The following is a 12,926-nucleotide window of genomic DNA, read 5'->3' on the forward strand; positions in this document are numbered from 1 at the left end:
GCGCGCCGCCTGAACCCTAGGCTCGCCCGCGCAGCCCGCCACCCCAACGTGGCCACTGCGCTTGGGGTTTCGGCTCGGAAACCAGTGGTGCGCGCTCGGTATCGGTGACGTACAGGGGTAGGTGGGGCGCCAGCTGCTCGAGTAACGCGAGGGTCTTTCCGCCCTGCGCGGCCCGATACTCGGTCATGGTCAGCCCGACGATCTGCAGGAATCGCACACTGCCGTGCGGTGTTTCGATGGTGCCGAGCTCCGGGTCGACCGTGAATCCGACGGCGTGAATTCCGGAGTTCGGTTGGTCCGCGGCGATCGGGCCGTTCGCCTTGATGGTGTGTCCCGGCTCGAACCACTTGCCGGACTGGAAGACATAGCGGGCGAGGTTCTGCAGGAAGTTCGCCGGCCACACCGGCGGCTCGGTGTCGGTGGGCCTGCGAACCAGCCGGAAGGTGAATTCGAAGCCCCAGCCGGACTCGTCGAGGTTGTCCCACTCCTTCTCGTACAGCTCGGTCATGCCGTAGCTGATGTAGTGCCAGTGCGGCACCGGCTCGGTGCGTGAGTACGCGCTGATCCCGTCGAGCGGATCGGGTCCGCCGAGCGACCAGCGGTGATCGGTCGCCCAATGGAAGGGTTCGCTATCGCCGTACAACGGCCGCAGCGCGCCGTCGATGGCATTCCAGCCGGGTGCTTCACTCACTGAGCCACCATAAGCAGATCGCCGCCGCCCGCGCCGCGCGAGTCGGATCGCGTTGCTGGACAGCCGGTCAGGCGTCGGGCACGTTGCGGGCGAGTTCGTCGAGCCAGGCCGCGGCCGACGCGTCGCTCGGCGCGCGCCAGTCACCGCGCGGCGAGAGTGAGCCGCCGGAACCGACTTTCGGCGCGTTGGGCAGCGTCGAGCGTTTGAACTGGCTGGTCTGGATGAATCGGCGCAGGAACTCCGCAAGCCACCGTTTGATCGTGGCGAGGTCGTAGGCGTTGTGCTGGTCTACCAGGTCGGGCCAGTGTCCTCGGTTCGTATCCGACCAGGCGTGCCTGGCCAGATAGGCGATACGGCTCGGGCGGTAACCGAAGCGCAGCAGATAGTAGAGGTGGAAGTCCTGCAGCTCGTACGGGCCGACCGTGGCTTCGGAACTCTGACTCGGCGCGGCGGAATCGGTGTCCGGCACCAACTCCGGTGAGATCTCGGTCCGCAGAATCGACCCGAGCACCTCGTCCGCCGCGGGCCCGAACTGCGCGGTGTCGACCGACCAGGCGATCAGATACTTGATCAGCGTCTTGGGCACCGACGCGTTCACGCTGTAGTGCGCCATATGGTCGCCGACGCCGAAAGTGCACCAGCCCAAGGCGAGTTCGCTGAGATCGCCGGTGCCGATGACGAGCGCGCCGTGCTGGTTCGCCAGCCGGAACAGGTGCGAGGTCCGCTCGCCAGCCTGCACGTTCTCGTAGGTGATGTCGTACTGCGGCGTTCCGTCGGCGGCCGGGTGGCCGAGGTCGCGCAGCATCTGGGTTGCCGACGGGCGAATGTCGATTTCCCGCGCCGTCACACCGAGCGCGTCCATCAGCCGATGCGCGTCGGTCCTGGTTCGGGTGCTCGTCGCGAACCCTGGCATGGTGTAGGCCAACACATTTGCCCGCGGCAGCCCGAGCCGGTCCATCGTCTTGGCGGCCACGATCAGGGCCTGGGTGGAGTCGAGCCCGCCGGAAACACCGATGACCACCCGCTGCAACCCGGTGGCACGCAGCCGGGTGCTCAGGCCCTCCACTTGGATGTGCTGCACTTCGGCGCAGCGTTCGTTGCGCACGGCCGGATCGGCCGGAACGTAAGGGAAGCGCTCGATTTCGCGCCGAAGATCGACAGTGCCCGCGGGAATCGGTAATTCCACCTCGACGCGACGTAGCTTGGACAGCCGCTCCCGATGGTCGTGCACATTGTCAGCAAAGCTGGTGGCGCGCAGCCGATCCGCGGCCAGTCGGCGCAGGTCGAGATCGGCGGTGACCAGTTGCGGATGATCGGCGAACCGCGCACCCTCGGCGAGCAGATCACCGTTCTCGCACACCAGCGCCTGCCCGTCCCAGGCCAGGTCGGTCGTCGATTCCCCATGCCCCGCAGCCGAATACAGGTACGCGGCCAGATAGCGCGCCGAATGCGACGTGCACAGCGCCCTTCGGTAGTCGGCCTTGCCGATGACGATATTGCTCGCCGACAGGTTGACCAGCACCGTTGCCCCGGCCAGCGCCGCATAACCGCTGGGCGGCAACGGAACCCAGCCGTCCTCGCAGATCTCAAGATGGCACACGAACCCGTCGAGATTGCTCGCCGTGAACAGCAGATCGGCGCCGAATGGCACCCGCTGTCCCGCGATCGTGATGTGCGTTTCGAGGTTCTCCCGCGCCGCCGCGAACTGCCGCTTCTCGTAGAACTCGCGATAGTTCGGCAGGTAGCTCTTCGGCACGGCGCCGAGCACGACGCCGTGGCACACCGCGACGGCGCAGTTGAACAGCCGTCCCTGCGTCCGCACCGGAGCGCCGACCACAAGCACCGTATCGATGTCGACGCTCTCGGCGACTACCTGCGCCAATGCGGCCCGCACCGCGTCGTCCATGGCGTCCTGGTGGAACAGGTCGTCGGCGGTGTAGCTGGACAGCCCGAGTTCCGGGAAAACGGTCAGTACTACTCCGTCGGCCGCCGCCTGCCGCGCGAGCAGCAGCGTCTGCTCGACGTTGTACGCGGGGTCGGCCACCCGCAGCCGGGGCACGGCCACCGCCACCCGCGCGAAGTCATGCCGATAGAGCGATTCGAAGGGCAGTTCACGCACTGCCGTCCCCCTTCGACGAGGATGGGCGGAGATGATCATGATTTCCCCTCCGGAACCTACCCTCGATGCTGGCCCGCTAAGCTATAGCAATGGCGGATGAAACGGATTCCGACCTAATCGCGGGGGAACGACGCGCCGATCTGCTGCGTGCGCTTTCGTATGTGTCCACAGAGTCACAACCGGACGGCAGTTATGTCGTCAACGGCGATCTTCCCCCCGAGGTGGCGCCCCCATTCATCAGGGCGATCATGCGGGTCGAAGCGGAGTTGTTGTTGCACGATGCCGAGCTGGTCACCGTGGAGGGCGGCGAGCCCCGCTCCCCGGAGGAACGCCGGACCGACGCGTTCGTCGCATTGGTATTGCGCGTCGACGATCGGGCATAGGACCTAACCTTGCACTCGGCACTGTCGAGTGCTAGAAATGGCTTTGGCACTCTCGACCTGTGAGTGCCAGGTCGGGACGGTGAGATCGGGTTCCATCGACACCCTCGGTCGTCCGTCGCGGGCACCGCACCTGGCCAGCGTAAATAGGGCGACCCAACCTGCGGTCGTTCCTGTGTGTCAGCCCCATATACATGTGGAGGATCTCAACGCAATGGCCAAGACAATTGCGTACGACGAAGAGGCCCGTCGCGGTCTCGAGCGGGGTCTGAACGCCCTCGCCGACGCGGTCAAGGTGACGCTGGGGCCGAAGGGTCGCAACGTTGTCCTGGAGAAGAAGTGGGGCGCCCCCACGATCACCAACGATGGTGTTTCCATCGCCAAGGAGATCGAGCTGGAGGACCCGTACGAGAAGATCGGCGCCGAGCTGGTCAAGGAAGTTGCCAAGAAGACGGACGACGTCGCTGGCGACGGCACCACCACCGCCACCGTGCTCGCCCAGGCGCTCGTGCGTGAGGGCCTGCGCAACGTCGCGGCCGGCGCCAACCCCCTCGGCCTGAAGCGCGGCATCGAGAAGGCTGTCGAGGCCGTCACGGCTCGCCTGCTGGAGTCCGCCAAGGAGATCGACACCAAGGAGCAGATCGCTGCTACCGCTGGTATCTCCGCGGGCGACTCGTCCATCGGCGAGCTCATCGCCGAGGCCATGGACAAGGTCGGCAAGGAAGGTGTCATCACCGTCGAGGAGAGCAACACCTTCGGGCTCCAGCTGGAGCTCACCGAGGGCATGCGCTTCGACAAGGGCTACATCTCGGGCTACTTCGTCACCGACCCCGAGCGTCAGGAAGCGGTCCTCGAGGATCCGTACATCCTGCTCGTCGGCTCGAAGATCTCGACCGTCAAGGACCTGCTGCCGCTGCTGGAGAAGGTCATCCAGGCCGGCAAGCCGCTGCTGATCATCGCCGAGGACGTCGAGGGCGAAGCCCTGTCGACCCTGGTGGTCAACAAGATCCGTGGCACCTTCAAGTCCGTTGCCGTCAAGGCGCCGGGCTTCGGTGACCGCCGCAAGGCGCAGCTCGCCGACATCGCCATCCTCACCGGTGGCGAGGTCATCAGCGAAGAGGTCGGCCTCTCCCTGGAGACTGCCGGTGTCGAGCTGCTCGGCCAGGCGCGCAAGGTCGTCATCACCAAGGACGAGACCACCATCGTCGAGGGCGCTGGCGACCCGGAGGCCATCAAGGGCCGGGTGCAGCAGATCCGTGCCGAGATCGAGAACTCGGACTCGGACTACGACCGTGAGAAGCTGCAGGAGCGTCTGGCCAAGCTGGCCGGCGGTGTTGCGGTCATCAAGGCCGGTGCCGCGACCGAGGTCGAGCTCAAGGAGCGCAAGCACCGCATCGAAGATGCCGTGCGCAACGCCAAGGCCGCCGTCGAAGAGGGCATCGTCGCCGGTGGCGGCGTGGCCCTGCTGCAGTCGGCGCCTGCCCTTGACGACCTGAAGCTCACCGGTGACGAGGCGACGGGCGCGAACATCGTGCGCGTCGCGCTGTCCGCGCCGCTGAAGCAGATCGCCTTCAACGCAGGCCTCGAGCCGGGCGTTGTCGCCGAGAAGGTTTCCAACCTGCCCGCAGGCCACGGCCTCAACGCCGATTCCGGCGTGTACGAGGACCTGCTTGCCGCCGGTGTCGCCGACCCGGTGAAGGTCACCCGCTCCGCGCTGCAGAACGCGGCGTCGATTGCGGCTCTGTTCCTCACCACCGAGGCCGTCGTCGCCGACAAGCCGGAAAAGTCCGCCGCCCCGGCTGGCGACCCGACCGGTGGCATGGGCGGCATGGACTTCTGAGTCCAGCCACCAGGCAATACCTGTAGAAACCGAAAGCCGGTCCACCCTCGGGTGGACCGGCTTTCGGCGTCTGCGGCGTCCCTTCCGCTTATCTCGGGACCGACCATACAGGTTAGGCTAACCTATCTTCAAGTCGAGTTGGGGAATGGCTCAGATCCCGTCGACGGCGACGATGGTGAACGGCTTCGGGGTGCCTTGGCCCATCGGGCCGCCCTTGTCGAATTGTGAAGAGACGACCAGGGTTTGGTTGTCGGCGTGGACCAATGTGGTTGGCAGGCCAAGGGATTCGTCGGTGATGCGCTGGTCCATGGTTGCCGTTGCGCCGTCGTCGGTGACGGTCCAGCGGGCGATGGCGTTGTCGGTGTTCTGTACCACCCACAGGGTGTTGTCGCGCAGTTCGAGTCCGTCGCCGTGGATCAGGTCGCCGCCGTGCAGGGCGACCTTGCGGATCGGGTCCGCGGCGTTCGGGGTGAGGTCGATGCGGTACAGCTCGCCGACGTTCATGTCGACGACGAGCAGGTAGCGGCCGCTGGCGTCGGCGACGATGCCGTTCAGGGTGAAGACGTCGGGGGCGTGCGGCGCGACGATCGCGCTCAGATCGAATTGTGTTGTCATGTCGGCACGTCCGCCGCGCGCCGCGGCCTCCGTCACCTGCGCGGCCGTGACGCGGTAGACGACGCTGCGGGTGGTGTCGGTCAGGTAGGCGGTGCCGTCGGGGGTGATGGTCAGGTCGTTGACGAAGCGCCCGGCCGCGCCGGGCACGTCGAATCGAGCGATCAGGGCGCGGGTCGCGATGTCGTACACGTCGACCCCGGCGGTCGAATCGGTCACCCATAGCCGCCCGGCCTGATCGACCTTCACGCCGTTCGCGGTCTTGCGTCCGTCGGCGCCCTCGGGCAAGAAGATCTCGGCCTTCTTGGCCCCCGGTGCGGCCCGGTAGACGGCCCCGGTGCTGAACGAGCCGACGTAGGTGTCGCCGTTGCGCGGATCGGCGGCGATGCCCTCGGGATAGGCACGGTCGGGCAGGTCGTAGGCGGTGGTGATGCGCACGGACTGTGCGGAAGGGGCGGGCTGTGCGGTGTCTTCGGTGGTTCCACAGGCCGCGACGGCGGTGCAGGCCGCCGCGATGGCGAAGGTCGCCATGCGGCGGCGCGTTGCGTGGGACATGGTCATGCCTCTCATCAGGTCTACCTCTTAGATGTATTCATATCTAAGTGTGAACACGAAGATAGATTAGAGTTCTAACATTCGTCAAGAGTCTTATGAAAGGTTGGGCAGATACCATGCGGTCATGACGTCCCTGCACTCCTCCGAGCGCCTCGGCTCGTACGTGAAGCGCGCTGAGCAGGCGCTGCAAACGGCGAAGCACGCCGCGCTGAAGCCCGCGGGCGTCACTGTCCCGCAGTACTCCGCCCTGCTGTTCCTCGACGAGAACCCCGGCATCTCGGCCGCCGCCCTCGCCCGCCTCTGCGGCGTGACCCCGCCGACGATGAACACGGTGCTGACCAACCTGCAGGACCGAGGCCTCATCGAGCGCACCCCGCACGCCTGGCACAAGAACATCCTCGAAACCCGCCTCACCGAAGCGGGCGCGGCCGTCATGAAAGACGCCGACGTCCGCGCGGTCCGGGTGGAACGAGCGGTGGCGGCCGGATTCACCGACGCCGAACGCGCGACGCTGCGGGAACTCCTCACCCGCTGCGCGGACCTCTTCGACTCCATCCGGCCCGAAACCCCTACTGCCCCAAAGAAGTAGGACGCTCTGGGTGCAAACCTGTTGCTGCCCAATGCAATAGCAGGTCCAGGTGCGCGTCAGTTCTGGTCCTGCGCCACCGCTCGGCGTGGTGTTCGCTGTGTCGCCACAGCGCAACGCGACCAGCATGCGACTCGCTCCATTACGCAACTGGGCGACGTCTGTGGCGAGACCTGGAGTGCCGCTGGAAGATACGCTCTGTTCTCTATTCGGCGTCCTATTCGCCGAACTTCCCTTGTGGCATGAAGTCCCCTGGGGGACAGGACGAATCAGGCATAACCAGCGGTCCAGTTCGGTTGAAAATAATTCTATTAATTCCCGTCAAATTCACGCACGGTCATCTGTGACCGCCGGTATCGTCCGTTTCGGCAAACAACCAGTGACAATGGCTTTTTCGGGTCCATATCGCTGATATCAACGATCTGACCTTCCGTCGAGCATGATTGAGAACCTACTGTTGGCATTGCGCCTATAGTGCGCGATGAGTTGGCAACAACTCTGCCAACTTTCGGCTAACGCCTGGTCAGTTGCGGGTTGATACCAAGGGCCCGATCCATGTCGAGCGCTTCTTGGGCTTCTGTATTGTCTGGCCCAATGTCACAGGATGCGAATACGGGTCGAATGTATGCCGGGCAACCCGTCGAGGACCGGCAACGTCAGCGGCGTGCGCGTTTTCTGGAATCGGGCCTGACGGTCTTCGCGCGCGACGGTTACGCCAATAGTTCGGTCGGCGCCATCTGTAAGGACGCCGGACTCTCCTCACGACAGTTCTACGAGGAGTTCACCGGCCGCGAGTCCCTACTACTAGAGCTCTACGAGCAGATCGATCGCGAGTCACGCGACGCGGTCGCCAAGTCATTGGAAAGCAAGGCCGACGCGAGCGCGCTCGAGATCATCGACGCGTCCACCCGTGCCTACGTCGAGTCCATCGGATCGGATCCGCGCAAGGCGCGCGTCGCACTGGTCGAGGTGGTCGGCGCTGGGCCGAAGGTGGAGAAGTTCCGGCTCGAACTGCGCCGGGTCTGGGGTTCGCTGCTGGCCGGCGCCGCGGAGGACGCGGCCATGCACGGCGAGATCCCGACCGGCGACTACGAGATGCGGGTGCTCGCGATCATCGGCGCGGTCAACTACGTGGTGGATTCCTGGAGCGGTTCGGATCCCCGGCCGCCGCTCGACGACGTGATCAGGGTGTTGAGCAGGGTGATCATGGGGGCGGTCGGCGCATAACCGCCGATCGGGCACGGTAGCGTGCCCGGCATGGAGACGGTCCCGATCCAAATGCCGGACGGCAGCACGGTTCCGGTGCTGCTGATCCCGGCCGCTGGCACGCACCGGCATCCGATCACGCCGGACGCGCCGCGGCCGGTGCTGGTGCTCGTGCCAGGGCTCGGCGTTCCCGCCGGGTACTACGAGGGCTTCGCCCGCGGACTGTCGGCGCGCGGGTTCGACGTGGCCATCGGGGAGCTGCGCGGCAACGGTGACAGCACGCCGAAGCCGAGCGCCGCCAGCACCTACGGCTACCACGAACTGGTTTCGGTCGATTTCCCGGCGATCTTCCAGGTGGTGCGCGACCGTTTCCCGGCAAGCACGCCGTACCTGCTCGGGCACAGCATGGGCGGCCAGTTGGCCGTCATGTACGCCGCGCGGATCCGCGGCAGGCTCGGCGGGCTGATCCTGATCGCCTCCGGAACGCCGTATTACCGTGGCTACCCGGGACTTTCGAGTCCCGGCATGCTGGTCGGCACGGCGGCGGCCTCGCTGACCGCGAGCCTGGCCGGGTTCTGGCCGGGCGACCGGATCCCCGCCGGCGGCTTCGGCAGGCAGTCCAAGGTGCTGATCTCGGATTGGGCGCGGTTGGCCCGCACCGGCCGGTTCCAGCCGGTCGGTGCGGATATCGACTACGAGGAGCGGATCGCCCGGCTGAAGCTGCCGGTGCTGTCCATCACCATGACCGGTGACGACCTGACACCGCCCGGCTCGGCCGAACACCTCCTGGAGAAGCTGCCGAAGGCCGAGGTGACCACCTGGCATGAGCCGGAACCGTTGGGGCACAACGGCTGGATCCGCGACTCAACCAGTACCGTCGATCGGCTGGAGAAGTGGTTGCGCGACCGCTAGATGTGCCTGCGGCCCACGTCGAGATGGTGGCCGAAGCCGTCGAGCATGGCGTCCAGCCCCACATCGAAATGATCGGTGGCGGTGGCCTGTTCGGGTTGCTCGGTCCGCTGGGCGGTGACCGTGGCGATGGCGTGGCTGAGGATGTGCCCGATCGTGTACTCGCGCAGGCAGCGGGTCAGCTGGTCGGCGACCGTCGCCGAAAACCCCGCGCCCTGAAGGTGTTCCACCATCCAGCTACCGGTTTCGATGGCCAGCTCGCTGCGCACCGGACGAGTCGCGAAGACCGGCACCGCATTCGGGTGTCGCCGCAGCGTGGAACGCAGCCGGTGCGCGTAGGCGCGCATCAGGTCGCGCCAAGGTTCCTGCCACGGTAGGGATTCCATATCCAGTTCGGCGAACATCGCGGCGGCGATGCCGTCGAACAGCTCCTGCTGATCGGTGAAGTGCCGGTAGGCGGCCATCGGGTCGGCGCCGAGCGCGGTGCCGAGTTTGCGCATCGAAAATCCGTCGACACCCGTCTGATCGATGAGGGTCAACGCGACCGCGGCGATATAGTCGCGGTTCAACGTGGTGCGCGTCGTGGGCGCCGGACTCGGGCGCCGCGCACGAGCGCGCCGCACACGGGACACTTCGACGGCGTTTTCGGAATCCACGACTGCTTTCCTCCCGGCCCAAGGTCTACGACGTAGATGACCTCTACACCGTAGGCCCCGGGCCCCGTAACCAGCGGTTATCCGCGCCGTTCGAGCAACATCTGAGTGAAGAACTCGTAGATCAGCCCCGCCTGGAAGGCCGACTGCTTGTTGTCCGCCGCGCCGCCGTGGCCGCCCTCGATGTTCTCGTGATACCAGAACTCGTGCCCCTGCTCCGCCAGCAGCGCGGCCATCTTGCGGGCGTGGCCGGGGTGCACGCGGTCGTCGCGGGTGGAGGTGGTGAGCAGGATCGGCGGGTAGGCCACGTCGGCCCTGGCGTTCTGATACGGCGAGTACTTGCTGATGTACTCCCACTCTTCCGGCTTGTCCGGATCGCCGTACTCGGCGACCCACGAGGCGCCGGCGAGCAGCAGGTGGTAGCGCTTCATGTCGAGCAGCGGCACCTGGCAGACGATGGCGCCGAACAGTTCCGGGTACCGGGTCAGCATCACGCCCATGAGCAGGCCACCGTTGCTGCCGCCCACCGCGCCGAGCTGATCGGCGGTGGTGATGCCCCGTGCGACAAGGTCTTTCGCGATCGCGGCGAAGTCCTCGTACACCTTGTGCCGGTTGGCCTTCTGCACCGAGGTGTGCCACTGCGGGCCGTATTCGCCGCCGCCGCGGATATTGGTCATCACCCAGGTGCCGCCGCGTTCGAGCCAGCCCATCCCGGAAGCGCCGCTGTAGGCGGGGGTGCGCGAGACCTCGAAGCCGCCGTAGCCGGACATCACCGTCGGGCCCGGTGCGCCCCTGCGGTCGCGGTGGCGAATCACGAAGTACGGCACCTGTGTTCCGTCGTCGGAGGTCGCGAAGAACTGCTCGGTCTCGATGCCGTCGGCGTCGAAGAACCCTGGCTCCTGCTTGAGTTGCTCGGTGTCGCCGCCGACCGAACTGGCCAGCAACGTCGCAGGTGTGGTGAAACCGCTTGTGGTGAGCATGAATTCGTCACCACCCTCGAGCGGGTCCAGGTTCATCACGCTGGTGGTCGCCATCGGCGGGGTATCGGCAAGCGACTCCCTGCGCCAGCCGTCCGCGCCCGGTGTCAACACGTAGAGCTTGGTCTGCACGTCCTCCAGGGTGATGAGCAGCAGATGGTTCTCGGTCCAGCCGTAACCGTGCAGCGAGGTGTGTGCGTCAGGGGTGAAGATCACCTCGAAATCACGTGCGCCGGAAAGGAACTTGTCGAAGTTCATGGCCAGCAGGGCGCCGGCGGGGTAGGCGTTGCCGCCGACCTCCCACGGCGACTTCAGCCGGACGAGCAGCCAATCCTTGTACCAGGATTCGCTGGCATCGGTCGGCACGTCCAGATGCCGCAGCGTGCCGTCGTTTTCGAGCAGATAGACATCCTCGTTGAAGAAGTCGGTGGCGCGGCCGATGAAATGGCGTTCGTAGCCGGGGGTTCGGTCGTAACCCGCCGAGACCGCGACGTCGCCGGGTTCACCTTCGAAGACGGTTACCGCCTCGGTCAACTCGGTGCCGCGCTGCCAGCGCTTGGCGATGCGCGGATAGCCGGATTCGGTCAGCGAGCCAGGGCCGAAATCCGTGCCGATGTACACGGAATCGATGTCGATCCAGCGCATCTCGGATTTCGCCTCGGGCAGGAAGAAGCCGCCGTCCGCCGGATCGATGAATTCCCTTGTCGCCATGTCGAACTCGCGCACCACCTTGGCGTCGGCACCGCCGCGCGACAGGCTGATCAGCGTGCGCGACTGCGCCGGTCGCAGCACCGCGGCGCCGCCCCACACCCAGTTCTCGTCCTCGGCGGCGGCCAGCGCGTCCAGGTCGATCAGCACGTCCCAGTCGGGCGACTTCTTGGCGTACTCGGCGAACGTGGTGCGTCGCCACAGCCCGCGCGGATGCTCGGCATCGCGCCAGAAGTTGTAGAGCCAGCTGCCGCGCCGTCCCGGGTAGGCGATCTTGGTGTCGGTGTCGAGCATGTCCAGAATGCGATGTTCGAGCGCGCTGAAGCGGTCGGAGGAGGCGAATCGCTCGACGACCACGCTGTTGTGCGCACGCGCCCAGTCGAGGGCCCGCTCATCGGTCACTTCTTCGAGCCAGAGGTATGGGTCGGTCACATCCTGCTCAACGCCACTCATCCCCACATTGTTGCCGACCAGCGCAAATCGGGCCGTAAGCGGGGGAGATACTGGTTCGACACCGTGCGCGGCGGCGGGTTCAGTGCGGCCAGGCTCAGTAGGATCGCGGTTTCGAGGCCGATCCGACCAGGAGGTTTCCTTGCCGCCCTTTCTGTGGGAGCAGCACTGCTGCTTACCGTTGGTGCCCTCGGCGCGGATCGCGGACCTCGCGCGATATCCACTCGGGTCGTATTTGTCGGTGAATGTCGGGTACTCGCCGCATTCGACGGAGGATTCGGTGAAGCTGACCAGGCAGTATCGGGCGGACGCGCTCGCCGACGGACGATTCCGCCTGGTGCACAGCCACGCCGACATCGGCGATCCGGACACCATCGCCCTTGCCTTCGACCTGGAGGACTCCGGCCCGCTCGGCGGCGACCTGGACAATGTGGAACTGTTCTACGACCTGGGCGTTCGCTCGATGCTGCCGACCTACAACAGCGCGAACAAGGCCGGTTGCGGCTGCCTCGATACCGAGGACACCGGGCTTACCGGCTTCGGTAAGGACCTGGTGCGCAAACTCAACGAGGTCGGCATGTTCGTCGACGGATCGCACTGTTCCCGGCGCACCGGGCTCGATATGGCCACGCACACCCAGGTGCCGATGATCTACAGCCATTCCAATTTCGCCGCGCTGTGGGAGCACCCGCGCAACATCACCGACGAGCAGGCGAAGGCCTGTGCCGCCACCGGCGGCGTGGTCGGACTCAACGGCGTCGGTATCTTCTTGGGCCACAACGGAATCGACGACGGCGCCGCACGAATCGAGGCAATGGCCGAGCACGTCGAATACGGCATCGAGTTGGTCGGCATCGAACACATCGGCATCGGCTCGGACTACTCGTTCGACTCCGAGGACTTCAACGGCATGCTCGCCGACCACCCGGAACTGTTCCCCGAGTCCTACACCCAATGGGGCCCACTGCAATGGGTTCCGCCGGAAGACCTGCTCGGCGTCGGCCGGGTGCCCGGCCTCGACGAGGTATTGGCGCGGCGCGGATTCAGCGAACCGGACCGAGCGGCCATATTCGGCGGCAACTTCTCCCGCGTCGCCGCGCAGGTGTGGCGCGACTAGCCGAGGTGTTCGGCGACCCGACACCACGGCCCGACACCAGCTAGTCGAAATGTCTGATTCCTCACTCGATCGGTCTCGACAGCGCCGATCGTGCGGCCAGGTGTGGCCTGCGGCTCATTGTTG

At 66.0% G+C, this 12,926-nt stretch carries 11 protein-coding genes; 6 read left to right on the plus strand and 5 right to left on the minus strand.

Annotated features, from left to right (window positions below):
* Positions 1 to 16 precede the first annotated feature (16 nt).
* Together OG203_RS28260 and OG203_RS28265 are read right to left on the minus strand one after the other, a co-directional pair.
* Complete coding sequence (locus OG203_RS28260) at positions 17 to 691, minus strand: suppressor of fused domain protein (RefSeq protein ID WP_405160294.1); 675 nt, start codon at positions 689 to 691, stop codon at positions 17 to 19.
* A gap of 67 nt (positions 692 to 758) precedes the next feature.
* A complete protein-coding gene (locus tag OG203_RS28265; RefSeq protein ID WP_405160295.1) occupies positions 759 to 2,810 on the minus strand; it encodes an NAD(+) synthase in 2,052 nt (683 codons plus the stop codon).
* A gap of 89 nt (positions 2,811 to 2,899) precedes the next feature.
* Here OG203_RS28265 and OG203_RS28270 point away from each other — a divergent pair, with 89 nt between their 5' ends.
* Complete coding sequence (locus OG203_RS28270) at positions 2,900 to 3,193, plus strand: hypothetical protein (RefSeq protein ID WP_107659693.1); 294 nt, start codon at positions 2,900 to 2,902, stop codon at positions 3,191 to 3,193.
* Positions 3,194 to 3,404: 211 nt separating this feature from the next.
* Positions 3,405 to 5,030: a chaperonin GroEL gene (groL, locus tag OG203_RS28275; protein WP_357385171.1), complete on the plus strand. Its 1,626-nt coding sequence runs from the start codon at positions 3,405 to 3,407 to the stop codon at positions 5,028 to 5,030.
* A gap of 150 nt (positions 5,031 to 5,180) precedes the next feature.
* On the opposite strand, the gene OG203_RS28280 is transcribed toward groL, so the two are convergent.
* The gene (locus tag OG203_RS28280) at positions 5,181 to 6,203 is read right to left on the minus strand and encodes an SMP-30/gluconolactonase/LRE family protein (RefSeq protein WP_405160296.1); all 1,023 of its coding nucleotides are present in this window, start codon (positions 6,201 to 6,203) and stop codon (positions 5,181 to 5,183) included.
* Positions 6,204 to 6,321: 118 nt separating this feature from the next.
* Here OG203_RS28280 and OG203_RS28285 point away from each other — a divergent pair, with 118 nt between their 5' ends.
* The 3 genes from OG203_RS28285 to OG203_RS28295 all read left to right on the plus strand — a co-directional run bounded on the left by OG203_RS28285 (position 6,322) and on the right by OG203_RS28295 (position 8,901).
* Positions 6,322 to 6,786, plus strand: a complete 465-nt coding sequence (locus tag OG203_RS28285; protein WP_405160297.1) for a MarR family winged helix-turn-helix transcriptional regulator — start codon at positions 6,322 to 6,324, stop codon at positions 6,784 to 6,786.
* Between the two features lie 591 nt (positions 6,787 to 7,377).
* On the plus strand, positions 7,378 to 8,010 hold the full coding sequence (locus tag OG203_RS28290; RefSeq protein ID WP_357385177.1) for a TetR/AcrR family transcriptional regulator: 633 nt from the start codon (positions 7,378 to 7,380) through the stop codon (positions 8,008 to 8,010).
* A 30-nt stretch (positions 8,011 to 8,040) separates the two neighbouring features.
* Positions 8,041 to 8,901, plus strand: coding sequence for an alpha/beta fold hydrolase (locus OG203_RS28295; protein ID WP_405160298.1), 861 nt, complete (start codon positions 8,041 to 8,043; stop codon positions 8,899 to 8,901).
* Here OG203_RS28295 and OG203_RS28300 read toward each other — a convergent pair.
* Entirely contained in the window at positions 8,898 to 9,554 is a 657-nt protein-coding gene (locus OG203_RS28300) for a TetR/AcrR family transcriptional regulator C-terminal domain-containing protein (protein WP_405160299.1), read from the minus strand. The genes OG203_RS28295 and OG203_RS28300 overlap by 4 nt on opposite strands.
* A 77-nt stretch (positions 9,555 to 9,631) precedes the next feature.
* Positions 9,632 to 11,689 (minus strand): prolyl oligopeptidase family protein, encoded by a 2,058-nt coding sequence (locus OG203_RS28305; RefSeq protein WP_405160300.1) that lies wholly within the window; start codon positions 11,687 to 11,689, stop codon positions 9,632 to 9,634.
* A 139-nt stretch (positions 11,690 to 11,828) separates the two neighbouring features.
* On the opposite strand from OG203_RS28305, the gene OG203_RS28310 reads away from it, so the two are divergent.
* Complete coding sequence (locus OG203_RS28310) at positions 11,829 to 12,803, plus strand: dipeptidase (protein ID WP_405160301.1); 975 nt, start codon at positions 11,829 to 11,831, stop codon at positions 12,801 to 12,803.
* Positions 12,804 to 12,926: the final 123 nt, after the last annotated feature.

The sequence above is a fragment of the Nocardia sp. NBC_01499 genome (assembly GCF_045040275.1).
In the GTDB taxonomy this organism is placed as follows: domain Bacteria; phylum Actinomycetota; class Actinomycetes; order Mycobacteriales; family Mycobacteriaceae; genus Nocardia.